21 protein-coding genes are annotated in these 25,153 nt (G+C 33.0%); 11 read left to right on the forward strand and 10 right to left on the reverse strand.

Annotated features, from left to right (window positions below; all coding sequences use genetic code 11):
• Positions 1-3: 3 nt before the first annotated feature.
• The 4 genes from H8K90_RS12175 (at position 4) to H8K90_RS12190 (ending at position 3,764) form a co-directional block, all read left to right on the forward strand.
• The gene (locus tag H8K90_RS12175; RefSeq protein WP_186846263.1) at positions 4-1,830 is read left to right on the forward strand and encodes an ABC transporter ATP-binding protein; all 1,827 of its coding nucleotides are present in this window, start codon (positions 4-6) and stop codon (positions 1,828-1,830) included.
• 298 nt (positions 1,831-2,128) lie between these two features.
• Positions 2,129-2,671: an RNA polymerase sigma factor gene (locus H8K90_RS12180; protein ID WP_186846264.1), complete on the forward strand. Its 543-nt coding sequence runs from the start codon at positions 2,129-2,131 to the stop codon at positions 2,669-2,671.
• Positions 2,672-2,757: 86 nt separating this feature from the next.
• Positions 2,758-3,258 (forward strand): hypothetical protein, encoded by a 501-nt coding sequence (locus tag H8K90_RS12185; RefSeq protein WP_186846265.1) that lies wholly within the window; start codon positions 2,758-2,760, stop codon positions 3,256-3,258.
• A 56-nt stretch (positions 3,259-3,314) separates the two neighbouring features.
• Positions 3,315-3,764 (forward strand): Spy/CpxP family protein refolding chaperone, encoded by a 450-nt coding sequence (locus tag H8K90_RS12190; protein ID WP_186846266.1) that lies wholly within the window; start codon positions 3,315-3,317, stop codon positions 3,762-3,764.
• Between the two features lie 33 nt (positions 3,765-3,797).
• On the opposite strand, the gene H8K90_RS12195 is transcribed toward H8K90_RS12190, so the two are convergent.
• From H8K90_RS12195 to H8K90_RS12240, 10 genes are all read right to left on the reverse strand, one after another.
• Positions 3,798-4,877, reverse strand: coding sequence for a WD40/YVTN/BNR-like repeat-containing protein (locus tag H8K90_RS12195; protein WP_186846267.1), 1,080 nt, complete (start codon positions 4,875-4,877; stop codon positions 3,798-3,800).
• A gap of 77 nt (positions 4,878-4,954) precedes the next feature.
• Positions 4,955-5,662 carry an SCO family protein gene (locus H8K90_RS12200; RefSeq protein WP_186846268.1) on the reverse strand — a complete coding sequence of 236 codons (708 nt, stop codon included), beginning with the start codon at positions 5,660-5,662 and terminating at the stop codon, positions 4,955-4,957.
• The gene (locus tag H8K90_RS12205; RefSeq protein WP_186846269.1) at positions 5,631-6,254 is read right to left on the reverse strand and encodes a toxin-antitoxin system YwqK family antitoxin; all 624 of its coding nucleotides are present in this window, start codon (positions 6,252-6,254) and stop codon (positions 5,631-5,633) included. Before H8K90_RS12205 ends, H8K90_RS12200 begins: the two co-directional genes overlap by 32 nt.
• Before the next feature lie 2 nt (positions 6,255-6,256).
• Entirely contained in the window at positions 6,257-7,006 is a 750-nt protein-coding gene (locus H8K90_RS12210) for a YHYH protein (RefSeq protein WP_186846270.1), read from the reverse strand.
• A 70-nt stretch (positions 7,007-7,076) separates the two neighbouring features.
• Positions 7,077-8,210 carry a YHYH protein gene (locus H8K90_RS12215; RefSeq protein WP_186846271.1) on the reverse strand — a complete coding sequence of 378 codons (1,134 nt, stop codon included), beginning with the start codon at positions 8,208-8,210 and terminating at the stop codon, positions 7,077-7,079.
• A gap of 19 nt (positions 8,211-8,229) precedes the next feature.
• Positions 8,230-8,757 (reverse strand): CREC-EF hand family protein, encoded by a 528-nt coding sequence (locus H8K90_RS12220; protein WP_186846272.1) that lies wholly within the window; start codon positions 8,755-8,757, stop codon positions 8,230-8,232.
• Between the two features lie 135 nt (positions 8,758-8,892).
• A complete protein-coding gene (locus H8K90_RS12225; RefSeq protein WP_246457730.1) occupies positions 8,893-10,314 on the reverse strand; it encodes a CotH kinase family protein in 1,422 nt (473 codons plus the stop codon).
• 383 nt (positions 10,315-10,697) lie between these two features.
• Positions 10,698-11,195: a hypothetical protein gene (locus H8K90_RS12230; protein ID WP_186846274.1), complete on the reverse strand. Its 498-nt coding sequence runs from the start codon at positions 11,193-11,195 to the stop codon at positions 10,698-10,700.
• Between the two features lie 3 nt (positions 11,196-11,198).
• Complete coding sequence (locus H8K90_RS12235) at positions 11,199-11,513, reverse strand: hypothetical protein (protein WP_186846275.1); 315 nt, start codon at positions 11,511-11,513, stop codon at positions 11,199-11,201.
• A gap of 39 nt (positions 11,514-11,552) precedes the next feature.
• Entirely contained in the window at positions 11,553-12,131 is a 579-nt protein-coding gene (locus H8K90_RS12240; RefSeq protein ID WP_186846276.1) for an RNA polymerase sigma factor, read from the reverse strand.
• 204 nt (positions 12,132-12,335) lie between these two features.
• Here H8K90_RS12240 and H8K90_RS12245 point away from each other — a divergent pair, with 204 nt between their 5' ends.
• The 7 genes from H8K90_RS12245 to H8K90_RS12275 all read left to right on the forward strand — a co-directional run bounded on the left by H8K90_RS12245 (position 12,336) and on the right by H8K90_RS12275 (position 25,135).
• Positions 12,336-13,547, forward strand: coding sequence for an RsmB/NOP family class I SAM-dependent RNA methyltransferase (locus H8K90_RS12245; RefSeq protein ID WP_186846277.1), 1,212 nt, complete (start codon positions 12,336-12,338; stop codon positions 13,545-13,547).
• A 29-nt stretch (positions 13,548-13,576) separates the two neighbouring features.
• A complete protein-coding gene (locus H8K90_RS12250; RefSeq protein WP_186846278.1) occupies positions 13,577-15,370 on the forward strand; it encodes an endonuclease in 1,794 nt (597 codons plus the stop codon).
• Positions 15,371-15,526: 156 nt separating this feature from the next.
• Positions 15,527-19,210, forward strand: coding sequence for a phosphoribosylformylglycinamidine synthase (gene purL / locus H8K90_RS12255; RefSeq protein WP_186846279.1), 3,684 nt, complete (start codon positions 15,527-15,529; stop codon positions 19,208-19,210).
• Positions 19,211-19,274: 64 nt separating this feature from the next.
• Positions 19,275-20,081, forward strand: a complete 807-nt coding sequence (locus H8K90_RS12260; protein WP_186846280.1) for a helix-turn-helix domain-containing protein — start codon at positions 19,275-19,277, stop codon at positions 20,079-20,081.
• Positions 20,082-20,343: 262 nt separating this feature from the next.
• Positions 20,344-22,116, forward strand: a complete 1,773-nt coding sequence (locus H8K90_RS12265) for an AMP-dependent synthetase/ligase (protein WP_186846281.1) — start codon at positions 20,344-20,346, stop codon at positions 22,114-22,116.
• Positions 22,117-22,269: 153 nt separating this feature from the next.
• Positions 22,270-22,725 (forward strand): MarR family winged helix-turn-helix transcriptional regulator, encoded by a 456-nt coding sequence (locus tag H8K90_RS12270; protein ID WP_186846282.1) that lies wholly within the window; start codon positions 22,270-22,272, stop codon positions 22,723-22,725.
• 1 nt (position 22,726) lies between these two features.
• Positions 22,727-25,135 (forward strand): 3-hydroxyacyl-CoA dehydrogenase/enoyl-CoA hydratase family protein, encoded by a 2,409-nt coding sequence (locus H8K90_RS12275; RefSeq protein WP_186846283.1) that lies wholly within the window; start codon positions 22,727-22,729, stop codon positions 25,133-25,135.
• The last annotated feature ends 18 nt before the right edge of the window (positions 25,136-25,153 follow it).

Genomic DNA, 25,153 nt, shown 5'->3' on the forward strand with positions numbered 1-25,153 from the left:
TTAATGGATTATATAAAGAAGCTTTCTCGTTTTATTGTTCCGTATAAGCGCTTTGCCATACTAAATATTGTTTGTAATGTTTTTTATGCTCTATTTAGCACATTAGCCATGGTATCACTTATGCCAATGATAAACGTGCTTTTTGGAGAGAGTAAAAAAGTATTTAATAAACCTATATACAATGGTATTAAAAACATTAAAGATTATGCCGAAAACTATTTAAATTATATAGTAACTACCACGACAGAAACTGAAGGACCGCAACGTGCATTACTCTATATGATTATTCTCATTATAGGCCTTTTCCTATTGAAGAATCTATTTAATTACTTGGCACTATTCTTTATCACTTTTCTCCGAAATGGTGTTCTTAGAGATATAAGAGATGAAATTTATAATAAAGTGATAACATTACCTATTTCTTATTATTCTGAAAAGAAGAAAGGAGACATTATAGCAAGAATTTCTGGTGATGTCAGTGTGGTGAAAAATTCAATGCTTTCAGTTTTAGAGCTTATAGTAAAAGAGCCTTTAACAATCATTTTTGCCATTGTAGCAATGTTTATGATATCTGTAAAGCTTACCATTTTTGTATTTATTTTCATTCCTGTTGCTGGATTTATTATTTCTAGAATTGGTAAAAGTTTAAAACGAAAATCCGACAAAGTACAGCGCGAACAAGGTGTATTTCTTTCAACATTAGAAGAAACTTTAGGAGGTCTTAAAGTCATTAAAGGTTTTAATGCTGAAAACCGTTTTAATGAGAAATTTAAAGAATCTACAAACCGCTTCTACAATTTTTCTAACACCTTAATGAATCGTCAAAACTTAGCTTCACCAACAAGTGAATTTCTTGGAATTGCAACCATTGCGGCACTACTATGGTATGGTGGTAATATGGTAATGGTAGAACAAACACTTTCTGGAGGTGCTTTTATTGGTTACATGGCTTTAGCTTATCAAATTCTTACACCTGCAAAAGCAATTAGTAAAGCGAGCTACCAAGTAAAAACTGGAAATGCAGCTGCAGAACGTATTTTAGAAATTATTGAGACTCCTTCACCATTAGATGACGTCCCTAATGCTATCACAAAAAATGGGTTTGAAACTGAGATAAAACTAAATAACATATCTTTTAAGTATGAAGATGATTTAGTGCTTAAAAATTTCTCACTTACAGTACCTAAAGGAAAAAGTGTTGCCTTAGTAGGGCAATCTGGTAGTGGAAAAAGTACAATAGCAAATTTAGTAACACGTTTTTACGATGTTAGTGTAGGAGACATTTCTATTGATGGTGAAAACATTAAAAACCTTACTAAAAATTCTTTAAGAGGGTTAATGGGATTGGTAACACAAGATTCAATCTTATTTAATGACACCATTGTTAATAATTTAAAAATTGGAAAAGAGAATGCTTCGGAAGACGAAATTATAGAAGCTTTAAAAATTGCAAATGCTTGGGAATTTGTTAAAGATTTACCTCAAGGAATACATACTAATATCGGAGATTCTGGTGGAAAATTATCTGGAGGACAAAAACAACGTTTAAGTATTGCAAGAGCAGTTTTAAAAAATTCTCCAATAATGATATTGGATGAAGCTACCTCAGCTTTAGATACAGAAAGTGAACGTCTAGTGCAAGATGCTCTTGAAAAAATGATGAAAAACAGAACCTCTATTGTTATTGCTCATAGACTATCTACAATCCAAAATGCAGACTTAATTGTTGTAATGCAAAAGGGTGAAATTTCAGAACAAGGCACACATGCCGAATTAATGGCTAAAAATGGTGTTTACCATAAGTTAGTAGAAATGCAAAGTTTCGAATAACCATATAATTATCAACATTTTAATAATTAAAAAAGGATGCACTTTTACGTGCATCCTTCTCTTTTGTTATCAGATTTGGGGAACTGATAACGTTTAATAGGTTAAGCTGGGTCAAACATAAAATAAATAACTAAACAAAACAAGAAAAATTTGCATTTTATCGTATTTTTTTGCTTTTAATCGAAGTATTATTTTGTAACTAACTGATTTTCAATACATCCATTATAAGGCTAAAATTAACATAAATAGCAATTAAACTTTTATTAACTTATGGAGTCTAAATATCAAAGTAAAATACTTGGATAACGAATCAGAATTTATATTACGTCTACAGAATCCTAAGTCTAAAGAAACAGCCTACAGGGAGCTATTACAACTCTATAAGGAGCGTTTGTATTGGCACATTAGAAAGATTGTAATTAGTCATGACGATGCAGATGATGTACTTCAAAATACCTTTATAAAAGTGTACAGAAGTATTGATAAATTTAAAGGAGATAGTAAATTATTTTCTTGGCTATATCGTATAGCAACTAATGAATCAATAACTTTTATTAATAAAAATGCAAAGCGTTTACAAATTACAAATGAAGAGCACCAAACTAAGGCTATTAATAACTTAACTGCAGACGTTTATTTTGAAGGTGATGATATTCAGTTAAAATTGCAAAAAGCTATAGCTTCGTTACCCCAAAAACAACAGATTGTATTTAACATGAAATATTTTGAAGACTTAAAATATAAAGACATGGCGGAAATCTTAGAAACAAGCGAAGGTGCATTAAAGGCATCTTATCATATAGCAGCCAAGAAGATCGAAGCATTTTTAAAGTCTGATTAAACCTTTTAACAAATTTGAAGTCTAATAGTTAGAAAAAAGAATTTTGGACTGTTTAGTAACATATACAGAATCAAATTCAACATACAATGGAAAAGAATAAATTAAATAACATAACATCAACTGGTTTTAAAACACCAGAGCAATACTTTGAGTCTTTTGATGATAAACTCTTTGAACGTTTAGCAGAAAAGAAAACTATTGCAAGTATTGAAACTTCTGGTTTTACGGTGCCTAATGATTACTTTAATACGGTTGAAGATAATGTGTTTAGTAAACTCAATAATGAGGAAAAACCTGTTATAAGATTAAAATCTAAATCAAAGTTTTATTACGTTGCAGGTATTGCTGCTAGTTTTGCATTATTATTCAGTATTGTATTTAATAATAAGGATGTTACTTTTGATGCCGTAGATACTCTTGCTTTAGAGAGCTATTTATATCAAGAAGACTACACATCTGATGAGTTAGCTGTATTATTTACTGAAAATGATATTTCTGTAAATGACTTTATTGATGTTCAAATTTCAGAAGAAACTATAAATCAATACATTGAATCTATAGATTCTGAAGATTTTATTTTAGATTAAAAATTATGAGTTTTTCAACAAAAAATCACAAATTCAATATAGAAAATATAAATTCTATGAGTAAAAAGACCTATACCCTATTTTTTCTACTATTTATTTCAGTAAGTGTATTTGCACAAAAAATAGATAGTGAAAAGATTAAAGCCTTAAAAGTTGCTCATATAACGGAGCAATTAGACTTAACGCAAAAAGAAGCGCAAAAATTTTGGCCAATTTATAATGCTAATGAAGAAGCTGAAAATAAATTAAGAGATAAATCGCGAAAAAAGCGTAATGAAAAAAAGTCGGAAGACTTAACCGAAAGTGAAGCTAAAGCACTTTTAATACATATGATAGATGTAGAAAAGGAAAAGGTTGCGCTACGCTCTAAAATGCTTAACGACTTATTAGAAATATTACCTGCAAAAAAGATAGTCGCTCTTATACAGGCAGAAAGTTCATTTAGACGTAAAATGCTACAAGAATTTAGAAAACGTCAAGGAGATAGAGGAAAAAATCGTAAATAAATACAAAAAAAAGAAGCCAATTGGCTTCTTTTTTTATTCTCTAAAAGTTAACTTACTAATTCTACGATTACCCGCAGCATAAGCTGTAGAATCATTTAAAAACCTTATTGTATAAAAACCTTCGTCACTAAGATGTTTCCATGTATCACCTGCGTCATTACTATAATCAATACCTTTAAAACCAATAGCAACGAGTTCCTTCCCATTACTATTAGGCACATACTGAACACAACTTCTGTAACCTGGACCTTTACCATTAGCAACTACAGTCCAAGTTTTACCTCCGTCGTTAGTTCTTATTTTATTATTTAAGGTATCATTAGGCTTCGTATAATCTCCACCAATAGCAAAACCGTTTTTTTCATCATAAAAATCTATAGAATACATTCCTGTGGTCTCCTTACCTTGAATGATTGGAGTTTTATAAACCTCCCAAGTTTTTCCTTTATTTGGTGAATATAAAACTCGACTTGTTTTACCTCCTGTGGCTACCCAAGTATGATCTCCGACAATTGAAATATTAGTATCACTAGCAGCAAATGCAGCCTCTCCGTCTTTTGCTTTCGGTAAATCATCACAAGACATCTTTGCCCAAGTGCTGCCTCCATCTCTGGTGATAATTACACTCATACAATCGTCTGTTGGATCACCAATCGCAATACCTTCTTGGTCATTCCAGAAGTCCATAGAATCATAGAAAGCTTTTGGATGGGTTTCTTGGTATACTCGTTCTGGTAAACCATCAAAGAACTCATCAATTTTTAACCTAAATAAATATCCAGGACTCAAAACAGAAAAAAAGAAATAATGGTCACTTGTTTTCGATACTGACCGAAACTCCAATAAAGACTCCGTCAGTAATGAATCATACCCTCTTATTACAACCTCTCTAAATGGATCGAAACCATCTATATAAGATTTACCAAATTTTGTATTATTTCCTGCAAAATAAAATTCATCATTCTCACCTAAATCCAAAGCTCTAACACTTAATTCTCGATCTTCCCAAAGCGTATCAATTTCAACTTTAGAAAATTTTCTAGGTTTATTTACTTTTTCCTTTTTACAGGAAATCAAACCAAACAAAATAACACATACAATTAAATGGCGCATAGTCTCAATTTTCCCATAAAAATAGAAAAGCTTCGCGATATAACCGCGAAGCTTGTCATCAATCAATCAAAAATAAGCTAGGTCATCACTCTAGCTTCTGCTTTCAATGCTTTAACATCTATTATTAATTGTTGCATTGATGCTCTATTTAATCCGTTATAAATACCTCTAATATGTTTGTTTTTATCTATGAGCAAAAAATTTTCGGTATGTAGAAAATCATCAATATTCTTTGGTTCACCGAGATCATTTTCAATAAAATAATGTTCGCGTCCTAAGTTGTAAATCTGTAGCTTATCTCCAGTAACCAAATGCCATTTGTTATCAATTATACCATTTCGCTTTGCATAGTTTTTTAGTACAGGAACAGAATCTTGTGTTGGTGTAACCGTATGCGACAAAAACAAAACCTCATCATCGTCTATAAATTCTTCTTGTAACTTAAACATATTACCTGTCATTTGTGGACAAATTCCTGGGCAACTAGCAAAAAAGAAATCGGTTATGTAGATTTTATTATCAAACGTTTTTTGTGTTATAGTTTCACCTAACTGATTAATTAATTTGAAATCTGGAATTCTATGAAACTGTTGTTCTTCTTCCGTACCAGGTATTAACCAATTTGGTGTAAAAGATTCATCATTGTAATAAGGTAGGTAATCTACCCTACTTATTTCTTTTGCTTTAAAGTATTCTTTTTTCACCTTGTCTTTACAACTAAAAACAACAAGAAAAAGCACCACTAATACTATTTTATATATTTTGCTTTCTAATAACTTTTTCATCTTCTAATTTATAGCAAGAATTTGCTCGCATTAATCCAAATATGCGACCATTTTTAGCTTCATAATTCACGTAAAGTTGTCCATTTGGTAACCAAGCTTTTTGAATCCCTTCTTCACTACCACCTACTAATTGTCTTAACTTAGACAATTCTCCATTAGAGTACCACTGCTTTTCTTCTCCTTGTTTTTTACCATCGACATAGTTTACTTGCAACGCTAAATTTCCATTTTCCCAATAACTTTTATAGTCATCAGTTAATTTATTCTGATTATAATACGATTCAATCCTTAAAACACCATGTTTAGACCAGGTCCTGGCAACACCATGTCTTTTTCCGTTATAAAATCCTAGCTTTTCTTTTAAAGAGTCATTATCGTGAAACTTTAATGAATAGCCATTGTAAGGTTGTCCTTCATAATACCATACACCTTCTAGCTGATTTAAAACTAATTCAGACTTTAGTACTTCTCTACTATCTATAACAATTATGTTATCTTCTTTTATATCAGACAAAATATCAGAAGAAGTATTTATTGACGCTTCTTTACAGCCCAATAAACAAAGTAACATTGTTATTAATATTACTCTCATAATTAATAACCTCGATATGGTCCTGCAAATGCTAAGTAAGACCCAGTTGTAGAATACACTTCGTTAATTATATGGTAATGATATTCTTCAGTACCATCAGTATATTGGGTAGTTGAAGTATGCCCACCAGATGCATCTAAATCTGTTGGATAAGTTCCTGTAGAATTACATTTTCTTCCGTATAAAAAAACACCATCTAAAAGAATTCCGACTAAATTTTCATCATCATCTGAAAAAGCTTTTGGTTCTAAGTGATAGTGGTATACACCTGGCCCAATGTGTGCACCTGTCCAATCTAAACTAGCAGCTGCCTGGTCTAATGGCCCACCACCTTCTTGATCGTTAAAAATTGATGCTCCACTTACCGCTATACCAATAGTATTAAAAGTTGTAGAAACAGTACTGCCAGACAAATTAGGAGTAGCATCAACTGTAATTGTTGTTGCATTATTATTACTAGACATAATACTTGGTGTAGTTGCTACATTTGGCTCATCTCTATATAATGCATGACCTTCTCCCCAATAAATTGTCTCATGATCTGGTAAACCTGTAGTTTCTATAACTACATTAGATCCATCTACATAAATTGTTGTCGCATCTGAATTAAATGCAGCAAAAGCTGGATGCAGTTCTGCAATCACTCCGTCATCTCCATCGTCAGTGGATGATGAATTATCATCTGATGAACAGCCAATGTTTAATAAAACTATTGATATCATCAATATTATAAATTTAAATAAATTCTTCATGTTTAATCATTTTATAGTTTGAATAATGTTTAGATGCGGTTGATTAAAAAATCTTGCGCTTTAGTTTAATTTAATTTCTGCCACCTCTTGGTCTCGGTCTATTTTGCTGACCACCGTTTTCCAATTCCTCCTTAATTAGCATACCGTCGTGATTGGCGTCAATTCTATCAAAATTATCTTTCAAAGGGCCTTTAACTTCAGCTTTAAATAATTTGCCATCTTTATTGGTATCCATTTCAGTAAACAACTCATTTATATTTGGTGGCCCACCTCTTCCTTCTCCTTGTCCTCCTTGCATGCCTACTTCTCGCTGCTTATCTGCATCAACCTCGCCCATAACACAACGGCTGACGTATGGAAATTCAGCGGTAACTAAATACATATATTTTCCATCAATATTGATACCGTTACACGCATCTAAATCACCCGAACCTTCAACATATTCAAAATCTGAAGTAAATGTACCGTCGTGATGACCTCCTACAGATATATCCATAGATTGATGTGGATTTTCATATGTGCAATCCTCTCCTTCTCTATTTCCTGATATTGCTTTATAGCTAGGCTTATACTTTCCGCTTTTAGAATAATACATTGGGAAACCATCGTGTGCAAAACCGATATGTACCAAATCTTCACCTGAGTCAAAATTTGCAATAACTGAAGTTGGCGTACCATGATAATGGTAAGCTCCCGTCGGCTGAACATGTGCGTGGTTAAAATCCAAACCTAAATCAATGACATCTTGAAGCGCCTCTACTCGATAATTCTCACCCGTATCACATTCGACAACTTCTGCTGTTCCTGGTTCAAATTTAACACCATTAAGCGCTACACCTGGTTCTCTTATCCACTGTGGGTTTCTAGTATATTTTGGATTTACTGGAAATGAATACGTTCTATTCTGCGCAGAAATAGTATTTGGATTTCCTTGATTTGGAAAATCACCCGTCTTATGGTTGGGCAATGCATTGGTTAGCATAGTTCTAGTATCACCATTTACGGTGACAACTGTTTGTGTACCATATTTGGCATCTTTAAGAGTATAATTTCCAAAATAATTTTCTGGCGTTTCAGTATGGTCGTGAGAATGGTCTTCTGACCCATTGTGTGTATGACCAGAATTGTTCTTTTGGCTATTACAACTTACAAAACTGAAGATTGTGACCATTGCAAAGGCATAATAGAATAATTTACTTTTCATTTTTAAATAGTCCATTTTATTAATTCTTTGTCTTTCTTCGCCCCTTTTTCCTTTTACCATCTTCCTTTCCGAAAAACAACTTTAATTCTTCAATATCAAGTTGTCCATCTTCATTAGCATCAATTTCTTTGAAATTATCAATTAAATTGCGTTTATCTTTTGCCGCAACTTCTAATTCATTTAACAATCCATCTTCATTTTGATCAACTTCTTTTATTATGCTTTCTGCAGATACTTTTTTTGGTCTTTTACCATCTAAAGAAACTTCCAATTCTTCTAAATCGATAAACCCATCTGCATTAGCATCAATGTCATTAAAATCTTCAGAAATTTTGCCTCTTCTATCTTTTGATGCTTCGTCTTTGTCAATTTTATCGTCCTTGTTAGTATCTAACATTTTTAGAATTTCAGAAGCATCAGGTCTTCCACCACGTTGTTCTCCTCCTCCTTGTCTTCCTCCTCTGCCACCTGGTCCTTGTGCAAATACAGTGAAACTTAACAGTATTGCTAAAAACGTAATAATTGCCTTAATTTTAGTCTTATTCATAATTCTATATTTTAAATTTATTTAATCTCTTTCTTAATGTATATTCTTTATTGATATTAGATTTTCTTAAAAAAAAACCTCGAAATCTCTCCCGAGGTTTTTAATCAACTAATCAAACAATCTAAACTCAATATCTTAATCTAAGTATGCATTTACGGCATTAGCACGAGATACAACATGTGCATTCAATTGATTAACTGCCGATTGAAATTCTGAACTGCTATTTAAAAATGTATAACCTGTCACTTCAGAAGTTGCATAAGGCTCAATTAAAGCCGAATAAGTTGCGTATTGGGATTGGATAGTGCTTACATTAAATGCTCCATCTACCACTTCTTGCACATAAGTATCGTATTGCGCTTTATAAACATCATCTGCGTACAGATAACCAATCAATGGCCATTCTGAAGCATTTAATCCAGAAAAATCTAATGGCAACGATCCACCTTGTTTCCCAAATTGTAAGGACTCGTTATTATCCCAAGGTATCCATGTTAATTTGCTCGTATCCGGATTGTTGTATAGATAATAATTATGGGTCATTCTGCCATAGGTATCCCAATTTTGAATTACAGTATTAGTCGCCAAGTATTTTAGAAACACATCAGTATCTAAAACAGTTTCTAAATTAGTTCGCCAAGTTGCAGCATCAGTCGTTCTTGTTCCATCATTTAAAATTGAAAGTAGATTAGCAACATCAGTAAAATCTGCGTCATCTTCATTGGTTTTCTTTACATACTCGTCTTCATCAAAGGTGCCAGCTGCAAAACTTGCTGCATCTCCATCTGGTTTGTACAAATTTCCATCATCATCTGAGAATTGGGTATCTAAAACTGTATCATCAACCTCTTCTACCATTGTATACAACCCAAAATATTGTGGTCCATCTCCATGATCTACATAAACCGCATAAAATGCCGTATGGGAAGCCACTAATCCTGCATTTCTAAATACATCTGTTGCCACTTTTTCGCGAAGCATAGACTTGTCGTCATAATTATTTTTAAGGCTTAATTTTTTAAAACCATAAAAACGTTGATTATCTATTTGTGGGTAATCATCTTCGAATTCATCAAAATCCAATTTAAACGACAATTTTAAGACGCCATTTGCCCAAGACGATGCCAAACTGGAATTTCCTTTAAAACGAACACCTACACGATACCATTCGATGTCATTATAAAACACTTCTGCAGGTACAAAAATAGGATCTTCATCATCATCTGAAAATGAACCATTACCACTTCCAAATGCTCCATATAAATTGGTCATGTCATCGAGCATACTTTGCCAACGTGCTTCTGTAATAACTATATCAATTCTTTTAACGGCATTATCTTCAAAAACTTCGTCGAAATTTGGATCTGCGTCTTTACTGTGCGTGGCTTCTGTCCAGTCAGTAGCTTCAAAATCTGTATCGTCAATAATTACCTCTTGCTCATCTTCATCATTTGATGTTGTAGAATCATCATCGCTACATCCATTAAAAGTTATTAAGAAAGCACTGAAAATAAACGCTATAAATATTTGGTTAAAATTCTTTCTAAGTCTTTTCATCTCTTTAAATTTTTGGGTTAGTTTAATTTGAATCATTATTCTTTTCTTTTCGCTCTAGTTTAGTTGCCTTTTTTAATTCCTCCTTTGTAATAAATCTATTTCAATTCTTATCCATCTCTTTTTAATAAACTTTAAACGTAGGTAACTTCTCCACTTATTTTATATCACGAACAGATTGACCATTTGAAATATTTTAAATAACTACTAGAACAAATGCTTATACTAATCTTTTGAAGTGTTACTTCTTATAATTTAATTTTAAGTTATGTTTATTTAGATGAACTTGCTTTATTTAACTTGTGCTTGGTCTTGTTAAAAAAATCACAAAAAAAAGACCTTCATTATTTTGAAGGTCTTTTGATTATAAAAATTGACTATTTTCATTAATGTGGTGGAGGTCTATGACCTTCTCCTCTCATAGGAGGACGTGGTCTGTTTCCTCGGTCTCCACGACGTAAAGCATCCATTAATATACTATTAAACTTTTCTTTTTGCTTGTCATTGGCTATGTCTCTAATCATTTTGAAATGATAGAATATTTCTTTTTCTTTTTCTGTTTCCTTATCACAAATTAATGCTGTAATTGAGTCAATTGTGCTTTCATTTATCTCATCATCAGACAATTTATTAAACAACTTATCTTTTAATTCTTTTATATCATTAGATAAACGCATCATGGTTGGATGGTGTCCTGCACTTTTCACATAGAAACGCTCTAATTGAGTATCATTAAACCCAAGCTCTCGTACAATAAAATCTTTTTCTCTTTGCGATTCTTCTGGCCTCGAATCATTATTTTTTCCGATGTAATTAATTAGAAAAAAACCGTTAACAACAATTAGAAAAACGAGCAAAATATATAAAAATGTATTTTTTTTCATAATTTAATTTAATAAGACAGTTTCTTCACTTATTGAAAGACCATATGATTCAGCAAAACTATTTACATTCTCATTGTATGTAGATTCTTGCAAATTGTTAAATGCGATAACATTTAAAACAACAACACATACTAAGGTTGCTAACTGTAATTTTGGAGTAAACCAAGACCAAGTTGCTTCTTGCACTTCTTCAGATGCATTACGAATTTGCTGCATCACTTTTTCCTTAAAAAATGGTGAGACTTTAACCTCTTCAATAGATTCTACTGAATCAAAGGTTTCCTTAACTTTTTTATCCATGTCTAAATCAGATTTCATAACTATATATTTAGATGCATAAGTTTAAAAAAACTTGTGTTAATATTCATTTTTATAATAATTTTCTAGAGTGTTTTGTAAATTCTTTTTAGCTCTAAACATAACAGATTCAATAGAAGACAAGCTTCTTTTTGTAATTTCTGCCACTTCCTGATAACTCTTTCCATCTATTTTATGAAGCGTAAAAACAACTCTTTGACTTTCAGCTAAGCTATTAATAGCTTTAAAAAGCGTAGCGTTAAGTTCTTTATTCTCTAGCAAAATTCCTGGGTGATTCATTTCTGTGAAATAATCAGTCTTATCCATAGGAACTGCATTGCCTGTAATTGATTGTAAAAACGCAAAACGCTTTTTTGTATTCTTTTTTCTAATAAACTCTAAGCACTTATTGGTTGTTATTCTATAAATCCAAGTCGATAATTTTGAGTCTCCTTTAAATTTAGAAATAGAGTTGAACACTTCCATAAATACATCTTGTGCAATATCCTCAGCATCTTCTCTATTTGGAACAAACGAAATACATGTGCCAAAAACTTTTTGCTGAAACATATCCAATAGCGCACTGTAAGCCTTAGGGCTTTTTGATTTTAACTCTGTTATAAATTCGGTTTCCTTCAAAAATTGAGATGCTTACAATACGGGTAATTTACTTTAGATGCAATTTTCAAAAAAAACTTGCGGATTTTTTATATTTTTAGATAAGAACACTTTTATATAAACTTAAATACTTTTAAACTTTTCTCTTACCTTTGCACGCTTGTTTAATTTAAACAATTGCGGCTAAAGTATTTAAACTAAAGCTAAAAAAAGAATAAAATAAAAATGCGACTACATAGAAACTTATGCTTTGCAGTAATAGATGGCTTACATCTTATTTTTAATGAAGGTGAATATGCTGATAAGGTGATACAACAATTACTAAAGCGCGATAAGCGTTGGGGAAGTCGTGATAGAGGTTTTGTTGCCGAAACCGTTTACGAAATAGTTCGTTATCAAAGACTGTATGCAGAAATTGCAGATGTAAAAGCACCCTACGATAGAGATAATCTTTGGAGACTATTTGCGGTATGGGCAACACTTAAAGGCATAAGATTACCTGATTGGAAATATTTTACAGATACTCCATCTCGAAAAATAAAAGGACGGTTTGATGAGCTTTCTAAAATTAGAAAATTTAGAGAATCGGTTCCAGATTGGATTGATGAATTAGGAGTAAAGGAATTAGGAGAAGCCGAATGGACTAAAGAGCTTGCCAAACAAAACGAACAAGCGGATGTCGTTCTTAGAGTTAACACTTTAAAAACGAATAAAAAAGATTTACAGTTAAAACTTCAATCCGAAGATATAGAAACTGAGTTACTGCCAGATCATCCTTCTGCATTAAAATTAAAAGAACGTGCAAATGTTTTCGTAACTGAAGCATTTAAGAACGGCTGGTTTGAGGTGCAAGATGCATCTTCTCAATTAGTTGCAGATTATTTAGACGTAAAACCAGGCATGAAAGTTGTAGATGTTTGTGCAGGTGCAGGTGGTAAAACTTTGCATTTAGCATCTCTTATGGAAAACAAAGGTCAGTTAATTGCTATGGATATTTACGAAAGTAAATTAAAGAAACTCAAAATAAGAGCCCGCAGAAATGGTGTTCACAATATTGAGATGAAGGTAATTGACTCTACTAAACCAATTAAAAAATTACATGGTAAAGCAGACCGTTTATTAATTGATGCACCATGTTCAGGATTAGGTGTTTTACGTAGAAATCCAGATGCCAAATGGAAATTACAACCAGAGTTTGTGGAGAGTATTAAGAAAACACAACAGGAAGTTTTAGAAAAATATTCTAAAATGGTTAAACCGGGAGGAAAAATGGTCTATGCTACATGTTCTGTTCTACCATCTGAAAATCAAAAACAAGTTGACAAATTCTTAACATCCGAAGCCGGAAAAGATTTTACATTTGTTAAGGACAAAAAGATATTAGCCTATAAGTCTGGTTTTGATGGATTCTATATGGCACTTTTAGAAAAAAAATAACCAAATCACTATTAAACAAAAGCTATCAAATGAAGAACTTTTACTTTTTAATTTTTACTTTACTTATTACAAATATTACGTTTGCCCAGATTCCTGCAAATTATTACGATAGTGCTGATGGTTTAACTGGTTATACTTTAAAAACGCAATTAAAAAATATTATAACTAATGGTCATAGTGATCAAGGTTATGGATCTCTATACTCTGGTTATGTAACAACGCATACCGATAATATCTCAGAAAGTGGATATGAGAATGATGGAACCATTTTATTATACTACACAGAAAATCCTAACGGTACAGATCCTTACACCTTTAATCACGGCTCAAACAATTGTGGTAATTATAGTGGTGAAGGAGATTGTTATAACCGAGAGCATACAATTCCTCAATCGTCTTTTGGTAGTGCATCACCTATGCAAAATGACATTCACCATGTAGTACCAAGCGATGGTTATGCTAATGGACAAAGAGGAAGTTTTCCTTTTGGAACAGTTGGTTCTGCGAATTGGACATCTATGAATGGATCTAAAAGAGGCAGCAGTAATGTACCTGGTTATTCAGGCACTGTTTTCGAACCAATTGACGAATTTAAAGGTGACATCGCAAGAGCTATTCTTTATTTCGTCACACGATATGAAGATACTGTAGATGGTTACACAAGTTTTGACATGTTCAATGGAACAGAAGACCAAGCTTTAGAAGATTGGGCTTTAGATATGTTATTAGATTGGCATTACAATGTTGACCCTGTAGATCAAAGGGAAATAGACCGAAATAATGCTGCGTATAACTACCAAGGCAATGCAAATCCGTTTGTTGATCATCCGGAATATGCTAACTTAATTTGGAATCCAAATCCAGATACTGAAGCGCCTTCAAATCCAACCAACTTAGTCGCTTCAAATCCTGCAGACAACTCAATAGATTTAAACTGGACAGCTTCAACAGATAATATAGGAGTTGTTTCTTATGATATTTATGTTGATGGAACAAATACATTTAATACTGCAAACACTTCCTTTACAGTTACTGGCTTAACGGCTAACACCAACTATTGCTTTACCATAAAAGCAAAAGATGCTGCAGGTAATGAATCCGGTTTTAGCAATCAAGATTGTGAAACAACTACAGATAATGGAACTGTCGGTGGATCGGATTGTCTAGTTGAAACATTTGAACTTATTCCTTCAAACTCAGGTTCGTATTCAGATAGAACTTGGACTGGAGATAATGGATTAACATATTCTGCTACAGAAGCAAGAACAGACCAAACATTAAACGGAAGAGCAATTACTGTTAGAGATGGCGTTATAACACTTCCAACTACTTCTGGTGGCATAGGCACATTAACTGTAACCACACAGCGTGTATTTAGCGGATCTGCTGGTACATTTAATGTAAAGGTCAACGGAAATTTAGTAGGTACGATTGCTTATGATGACATAGTACAAACTATTACAATTCCAAATATTAATGTTGAGAATAACGTTTCTGTTGTCATTGACGGTAATAGTTCTGGTAGTAATAGAGTGATATTTGACGACTTATCATATACTTGTTACTCTACTCTAGGTGCAGACAAATATGATATCTCTGATGTAAAAATTCATCCAAATCCGGTTAAAAATAATCTAACTGTAGATTTGAAATCTAATATAGACACTGATATAGAAATTTATGATATTCTTGGAAAACGCGTTTATAGAAACACATTATCCACATCCAACACTATATATCTTCAGTCCCTAAAAGCTGGAATTTATATTGTCAAAATATCTCAAGACAATGCTACTATCACTAAGAAGCTGATAAAACAGTAAGCATATAACTTAATTCTTAAAAGCAGTTCAATAGAACTGCTTTTTTTTGTTTAAAACCTGTTGAATACTTCACTTTTTGTATCCTAAATTTTAATAGTAATATCACAAAATGAATTAACTTTGCATTTTAATTTTCACGTCAAATATCTCAAATAAATGATTCATTTCTTCGGAAACCAAAACAGCAAAGTATTTGCTGTTCAAGCAACAAAAGAATTATCAACCGAAACCATTTCTAAATTAGTATGGTTATTTGGCAACCAGCCAAAAATAGAACAAGCATCTCTCGATGCTTTTTTTGTTGGTCCACGAGCAGCAATGATTACCCCTTGGAGTACAAATGCTGTTGAAATCACCCAAAATATGGGAATTTCGAATATCATTAGAATTGAAGAGTTTACTTCGACAACCAAAGATTTCAAGGATTTTGACCCAATGATATCTGAAAAATTTTCGAGTTTAAATCAAGATGTTTTTAAAATTGACATTCAACCTGAAGCCATTTTAAATATTGAAGATATTTCAGCATACAACCAACAAGAAGGTTTGTCGCTAAGTGATGAAGAAGTAGAATACCTAGAAAGTGTTTCAAAAAAAATAGGACGACCATTAACCGACTCTGAAGTTTTTGGGTTTTCTCAGGTTAATTCAGAACACTGTCGTCATAAAATATTCAATGGTACTTTTGTTATTGATGGTGAAGAAAAAGAAACGTCGTTATTCAAACTTATAAAAGAAACCTCGAAACAAAATCCCAATGATATTGTTTCGGCATATAAAGATAACGTCGCTTTTATAAAAGGACCTGTTGTGGAACAGTTTGCACCAAAGCGTGCTGATGTTCCAGATTATTATACAACTAAAGATTTTGAGTCTGTAATTTCACTAAAAGCAGAAACACACAATTTCCCAACAACTGTTGAGCCTTTTAATGGTGCTGCTACAGGTTCTGGTGGTGAAATTAGAGATAGACTTGCTGGTGGAAAAGGCTCTTTACCTCTTGCGGGAACTGCAGTTTATATGACTTCATATTCTAGATTAAACGATGAGCGTCCATGGGAGAAGGCATTTCCAGAGCGCAAGTGGCTGTACCAAACACCAATGGACATCTTAATTAAAGCAAGTAACGGAGCATCTGATTTTGGAAACAAATTTGGGCAACCTTTAATCTGTGGTTCTGTATTAACTTTTGAGCATCAAGACCAAAACGGAAAAATTGGCTACGATAAAGTAATTATGCAAGCTGGAGGAATTGGTTACGGAAAAGCAGAGCAAGCATTAAAAGATACACCAAAAGAAGGTGATAAAATTGTTATTCTTGGTGGTGACAATTACCGAATCGGTATGGGAGGAGCCGCAGTGTCCTCTGCTGACACAGGTGAATTTGCTTCTGGTATCGAATTAAACGCCGTACAACGTTCTAATCCTGAAATGCAAAAACGAGCTGCAAATGCTGTTAGAGGCATGGTAGAAAGTGATGAAAATTTCATTGTTTCAATTCACGATCATGGTGCTGGTGGACACCTCAACTGTTTATCAGAATTAGTTGAAGATACAGGTGGAAACATAGATTTAGATAAATTACCTGTTGGTGATCCTACTTTATCTGCTAAAGAAATTATTGGTAACGAATCTCAAGAACGTATGGGATTAGTGATTGCAGATAAACATTTAGACACCTTACATAAAATAGCGGATAGAGAACGTTCTCCAATTTACGATGTTGGAGAAGTCACAGGAAAACATCGTTTTACTTTTGAATCTAAAACCAATGGAGCTAGACCAATGGATTTAGCTTTAGAAGATATGTTTGGTAGCTCGCCAAAAACCATAATGACAGACACTACGGTTGAGAAAGCATACAGTGGCATTTCTTATAATACAGACAAATTTTACGATTATTTAGATCAAGTTCTTCAGCTTGAAGCAGTAGCCTGTAAAGATTGGCTAACTAACAAAGTAGACCGTTGTGTTGGTGGTAAAGTTGCTAAGCAACAATGCGCTGGCCCTTTACAATTACCATTGAATAATGTTGGCGTAATGGCTCTCGATTATAAGGGTAAGGAAGGCATCGCAACGAGTATTGGTCACTCACCTATTTCGGGATTAATTAATCCTGAAGCTGGTAGTAGAAACTCAATTACAGAAGCGTTAACTAATATTATTTGGGCACCTTTAAAAGATGGATTAAAAAGTGTATCACTATCAGCCAATTGGATGTGGCCTTGTAAAAATGAAGGTGAAGATGCTCGTTTATATGAAGCTGTAAAAGCGGTTTCAGAATTTGCAATAGATTTAGGGATCAATGTTCCAACAGGAAAGGATTCCCTTTCAATGAAACAAAAATATCCTGATGGAGATGTTATTTCTCCAGGCACAGTTATTATTTCAGCAGCAGCCAACTGTAACGATATAACTAAAGTTGTTGAACCTGTCTTTAAAAAAGGAAAAGGATCAATTTACTATATCAATATGTCTCAAGATTCTTACGAACTTGGCGGAAGTTCTTTCGCACAGATTAATAATAAAATTGGTAACACTACACCAAACATTAAAAGTGCAGACTATGTTAAAACGGTTTTTAATACCATTCAAAATTTAATAAAAGATAATCAAATTGTTGCTGGTCACGATGTAGCTTCTGGTGGTTTAATTACCACCTTATTAGAACTGTGTTTTGCTGACAATAATATAGGTGCTGAGTTAGATATAACAAGTCTTGATGAAAAAGATGCTTTCAAAGTTCTTTTTGCTGAAAATGCAGGAATCGTGATTCAGGCAGAAAATGATAATGAGATTGAAAACGTATTATCTAATGCTGCAATAGAATTTCATAAGTTAGGTGAAGTTACTGAAAGTGATGTCTTAGGCATCATTAATGGCAATCAAGTCTTTACTATGACGGTTTCGAGATTACGAGATATGTGGTTTAAAACCTCTTTCCTACTCGACCAAAAACAAACAGCAAATGGTTTAGCAAAAGAACGTTTTGATAATTATAAGCAACAACCGCTTCAATATAAATTTCCATCACATTTTACAGGTAAACTTGATGAGATTGCCACGTCACAAGTTCCTCGCAATGACAGTAAGCGACCTAAAGCAGCAATTCTTCGTGAAAAAGGAAGTAACTCAGAACGTGAAATGGCAAACGCCATGTACTTGGCAGGTTTTGATGTTAAGGATGTACACATGACCGACTTAATTTCGGGTAGAGAAACTTTAGAAGACATTCAATTTTTAGGAGCCGTTGGTGGTTTTAGTAATTCAGATGTTTTAGGCTCTGCTAAAGGTTGGGCTGGAGCTATTAAATACAATGAACAAGCCAATAAAGTCATTAAAAACTTCTTTGAAAGAGAAGACACATTATCAGTTGGTATTTGTAACGGTTGTCAATTATGGATGGAATTAGATCTTATTAATCCAGAACATGAAGTTCATGGCAAAATGGTTCATAACGATTCCCATAAACACGAAAGCTCATTTACTTCTGTAAAAATTCAGCAAAACAATTCTGTAATGCTTTCTAGTTTAGAAGGCTCTACTTTAGGTGTTTGGATTTCTCATGGAGAAGGAAAATTCAACTTACCATATTCTGAAGACAAATACAATATCGTTGCTAAATATGGTTATGAAGCTTATCCGCATAATCCAAATGGTTCAGATTTTAATACAGCTATGATGTGCGACTCAACTGGTCGTCATTTGGTAACGATGCCTCATATAGAGCGTTCAACTTTTCAGTGGAATTGGGCGCACTATCCAGAAGGTAGAAAGGACGATGTTTCACCTTGGTTAGAAGCTTTTGTTAATGCAAGAAAATGGATTGAGAATAAATAAAACTATTTTTAAATTTGAGTTATTAATATTTTTGCGGTAATTTACCTACAAACAAAGATGATTTATGACTCTGAAGTATTATGACACTACAAACCTAAACCCTATTGTAGAAGAGCTATTTCAACTTACATTTAGTAAAGAGGATATACCTTTTCAATCTACTGTACTTCCTATTTGTTTTACAACCATAACTAATATATACAGTAAAGGTCAAAGTTCCGTTTATAAAAAAACAGAAACTCCTTTAATTGGTCTTATTGCAACAGGTCAATTTTACGAATCTTATCAGTTTTTAGTTAACCAAGAAAGTAATTCATACGGTATAACATTTCATCCAACAGCGTTACACAAAATAACAAATCTAGACATTCATAAATTAACTAATAAACACGTTCCTTTAAAAGCGTTTGCCCCTAAACTATATGAATTACTAAATCCTATCTTTTTAACTCATAAGGATGATGCTAAAGGTTTAACCAAATCATTGAAAAAATTCTTCTTAGAACTACCAATAACAACTAACAAAACAACTGCCTTAATAGATAAGCTTATAGCAATTATACATAAAAAAGAAGGTATGCTTAATACCTACGAACTATTGGATTATATAGATTTTAGTCAAAAAACTTTAGAAACTCAATTTAAAAAAATTGTTGGTTTAACACCAGGAAAATACATACGCCTACATCGTTTTTTAAAACTAATGAGAAAACACGAAGGCAAAGAAATTGATCTTAAAGATTTAATACATATGTACAATTATTATGATCATTCGCATTTTGTTAAAGACTTTAAACACTTTATGAAACAGTCACCTAAAGACTACTTTAAGTCTGAAAATGCATTTTTAAATGAATATCTAAATAAATAATTTAACTTCGATAATTTACATCATTTTTCAATTATTAGTCTCTATTTTTGTTTTTAGATATTTTTGCTAAACATATTTAATATAGGGTTATTGAATAATTGATAGCACTCAATGAGATAAAATATCAAAAGAGACTTTATTTTAAAGTCTCTTTTTTTATGCTCAAAATTTTAAATTATTACTCCTATATTGACAATCTTTAGGATTAATACCGTTAATTTTTATATTTTCGTAATATCCCATACTAATTATTGCTAAATATATGACAGAGATAACCCGCCTCTTTGATTTTCCATACTATCAATTAAAACATAAACCATCTGATTCTGCCTTAGTTACAAAATATGATGGTAAATGGACACCTATGTCTACCAAAGAATACATTGATAAGTCGAATACAATTAGTAGAGCACTTTTGAGATTAGGTATTAAAAAAAATGATAAAATTGCTGTAATCTCTACTACCAATAGAACCGAGTGGAATATTATGGATATTGGTATTTTACAAACGGGTGCTCAAAATATACCGATTTATCCAACTATATGTGCAGAAGATTATGAATATGTATTAAATCATAGCGAATCTATTTACTGCTTTGTTTCAGATGAAGAAGTTTTAGAAAAGGTTAGAAAAGTACAAGCAAACACCGGTTTAAAAGAAGTTTACTCTTTCAATCATATAGATGGTTGTAAACATTATTCAGAATTATTTGAACTCGGAAAAGACGAAAGTAACCAACCCGAAGTTGAAGCTCGTAAAGACGCTGTAAAACCAGAAGATCTTGCAACTATAATATATACATCTGGTACTACCGGGAGACCTAAAGGCGTAATGTTATCACATTGGAATATTACTAGCAATGCTTTAGACAGCTCTCCTCGAGTTCCCTTAGTAGATGGCGAAACTCGCATTCTAAGTTTTTTACCAATTTGTCACATTTTTGAACGTGTGTTAATATATGTTTACCAACATGCTGGAACCTCAATTTATTTTGCAGAAGGTATAGACAAAATTGGTGAAAATGCTAAAGAAATTAAGCCTAACTTAATGAGTGTTGTACCTCGACTGCTAGAAAAGGTATTTGATAAAATTATGCTTAAAGGTGAGGAACTTACAGGCATTAAAAAGTCACTTTTCTTTTGGGCGGTTAAACTGGGTGAAAAATGGGAGCCTTATGGAGCCAACGGAGCATGGTACGAGTTTAAACTCAAAATAGCCAACAAACTTATTTTTAGTAAGTGGAGAGAAGCCTTAGGTGGTGAATTAACAACAATGGTTTCTGGTAGTGCTGCATTACAAGTTAGGTTAGCAAGAGTTTTTGGTGCTGCTAAAATGCTAGTGATGGAAGGTTATGGACTTACTGAAACCTCTCCAGTTGTTTCAGTTGGTTTATACAAAGACAAAATGTATAAAGTTGGTACCGTTGGCAAACCTATAGATAACGTAGAGGTTAAAATTGCAGAAGATGGAGAAGTCCTTATAAAGGGACCAAATGTAATGATGGGCTATTATAAAGATCCGGATAAGACGGCAGAAGTAATGTCTGGTGATTATTTCCATACAGGTGATAAAGGTGAAATTGACTCGGATGGTTTCTTAAAAATTACAGGTCGTAAAAAAGAAATGTTTAAAACTTCTGGTGGTAAATATGTTATTCCGCCACTTTTAGAAAACGACATGAAACAATCCCTTTTTATAGAACAAATTATGGTTGTCGGTGAAGGTGAAAAAATGCCAGCTGCTTTAATTCAGCCTAATTTCGATTTCATAAGAGATTGGATTGACCATAAACAAAATGGTGTGGGAAAAACAGATGAAGAAATTGCCTCTTCAGAAATTGTAATTAACCGAATTCAAAAAGAAATAGACAAATACAATAAACATTTTGGTAAATGGGAACAAATTAAACGTTTTGAACTTACTCCAGATGTTTGGTCTATAGATGGTGGTCATCTCACTCCTACCATGAAAATGAAACGAGCCATTATTAAAGATATATACAAAGACTTGTATGAGAAAATTTATAGACCTTAAAAAAAGGATTCTCAATTAAAGTCTCTAATTATTAAGAGAACCCTAATATGGTTCTCTTTTTTTGTGCAAAATATAAGGAATCATAAAAATCATACTTAATTTATTATGCGTGCATAGTATTTTTTTATTATCTTTGGTTTTCAATTATTTCTTATGAAGGACAAAACCATTGACTATATACTTAGAACCACTTGGTTAGCAGTTAACAAAATGTACAACGAAGAAGCTTTAAAATTTGATTCTACAATGGCTACCGGCTTTGCTTTATTAAGTATTGATCCAGAAAATGGTACACCTTCTACGTCTTTAGGTCCAAAAATGGGTATGGAAGCTACAAGTTTATCTCGTACACTAAAAACAATGGAAGAAAAAGGATTGATTATTAGAAAACCAAACCCTGAAGATGGTCGTGGAGTCTTAATTTTTTTAACCGAATTTGGTAGAGAGAAAAGAGCCTATTCAAGAGAAAAAGTATTGACTTTTAATGAAGCTATAAAAGCAAATGTCTCTGAAGAAGAATTAGCAAACTTTCAAAAAGTAACGGAAGTCATTAATAATATGATTTCTAATAAACAGATATACAATCAAAAAGAACACACTTTAAAATAAGATGAGTAAACGTAGAATTAAAAAAATAGCCATTATTGGCTCAGGGATTATGGGAAGCGGTATTGCTTGTCATTTTGCCAACATTGGTGTAGATGTTTTACTATTAGACATCGTACCACGAGAACTTAACGATAAAGAAAAAGCTAAAGGCTTAACTTTAGAAGATAAAGTGGTAAGAAACCGTTTGGTTAATGATGCTTTAACAGCTTCCATTAAATCAAAACCTGCTCCACTCTATCATCCATCATTTAAAAACAGAATTACAACTGGTAATCTCGAAGATGATATTGCCAAAGTAAAAGATGTAGATTGGATTATGGAAGTTGTTGTAGAACGACTAGACATTAAACAACAAGTTTTTGAAAAACTAGAACAACACAGAACACCTGGTACTTTAATTACATCTAATACCTCTGGTATTCCTATTAAATTTATGAGTGAAGGACGTAGTGACGATTTCCAGAAGCATTTCTGTGGAACACACTTCTTCAATCCTGCACGTTACTTAAAATTATTTGAAATCATTCCAGGACCTAAAACAGATGCTTCTGTATTAGAATTCTTAAATGAATATGGAGAAAAATTCTTAGGAAAAACATCTGTCGTAGCTAAAGACACACCTGCTTTTATTGGAAATAGAATCGGGATTTTTAGCATTATGAGTTTATTTCATACCGTTAAGGATTTAGATTTAACTATTGAAGAGGTAGATAAATTATCTGGTCCAGTTATAGGTCGTCCTAAATCAGCAACATTCCGTACGGTTGATGTTGTAGGACTAGACACTTTAGTACATGTAGCTAACGGAATTAGAGAAAATTGTCCTAATGACGAACGTTTAGAGCTTTTTAAATTACCAGATTTCATCAACACCATGATGGAAAATAAATGGTTAGGAAGCAAAACTGGTCAAGGATTTTATAAAAAGAATGTTTCGGCAGAAGGTAAAAAAGAGATTTTATCGCTAGACTTAAACACGCTAGAATATCGCGCTGCTAAACGCGCAAAATTTGCCACCTTAGAATTAACGAAGACCGTTGATAAGGTTGTAGACCGTTTTAAAATATTAGTAAAAGGAAAAGATAAAGCTGGCGAATTCTACAGAAAGAGTTTCTCTGCTTTATTCGCATATGTTTCTAACAGAATTCCAGAAATTACAGACGATTTATACAAAATCGATGATGCCATGAAGGCAGGATTTGGATGGGAACATGGACCTTTTCAAATTTGGGATGCTATTGGAGTTGAAAAAGGTATCGAAATGATGCAAGCTGAAGGTTTAAAACCTGCAGATTGGGTACAAGATATGCTTCAATCTGGTAGCGATAGCTTCTACTCTATTAAAGATGGAGCAACGTATGCTTATAATATTCCGACGAAGACACAAGAAAAAATTCCTGGTCAAGATAGCTTTATCATTTTAGATAATATTCGTAAAACATCCGAAGTATTTAAAAACTCAGGTGTTGTAGTAGAAGATTTAGGCGATGGAATTCTTAATGTGGAATTCCAATCGAAAATGAATACCATTGGAGGCGATGTTTTGGCTGGATTAAATAAAGCGATTGATTTAGCTGAAAAAGATTTCGCAGGATTGGTTGTTGGAAACCAAGCAGCTAATTTCTCAGTTGGAGCAAACATCGGAATGATTTTTATGATGGCTGCAGAACAAGAATATGATGAGCTAAATATGGCTATCAAATATTTCCAAGACAGTATGATGCGTATGCGTTACTCGTCTATTCCAACTATTGCTGCACCGCATGGCATGGCTCTTGGCGGAGGCTGTGAATTATCAATGCATGCAGACAAAGTGGTTGCAGCAGCAGAAACTTACATCGGCTTGGTTGAGTTTGGTGTTGGTGTTATTCCTGGTGGTGGAGGTTCTAAAGAAATGACTTTAAGAGCATCAGACACATTTAAAAAAGGAGATGTACAACTCAATACACTTCAAGAATATTTCTTAACGATCGGAATGGCGAAAGTAGCAACTTCTGCTTACGAAGCTTACGATTTAGGAATTCTTCAAAAAGGAAAAGATATCGTAGTTGTAAATAAAGATAGACAAATAGCAGTAGCTAAACAGCATGCTATGTTAATGGCTGATATGGGCTATACGCAACCTGTAAAACGTACAGATGTTAAAGTACTAGGTAAACAAGCCTTAAGTATGTTTATGGTAGGTACAGACTCTATGCAAGACAGCAACTACATTAGTGAGCACGACAGAAAAATTGCAAATAAACTAGGTTATGTTATGGCTGGTGGCGATTTATCTGAACCAACTTTAGTAAGCGAACAGTATTTATTAGACTTAGAACGCGAAGCTTTCTTGTCTTTATGTACTGAACGTAAAACATTGGAAAGAATTCAGCATATGTTAACTAAAGGGAAACCGTTACGTAATTAAAAATTACTATGCCTTTTG

This window comes from Winogradskyella echinorum (assembly GCF_014297365.1).
Classification (GTDB): Bacteria; Bacteroidota; Bacteroidia; order Flavobacteriales; family Flavobacteriaceae; genus Winogradskyella; species Winogradskyella echinorum.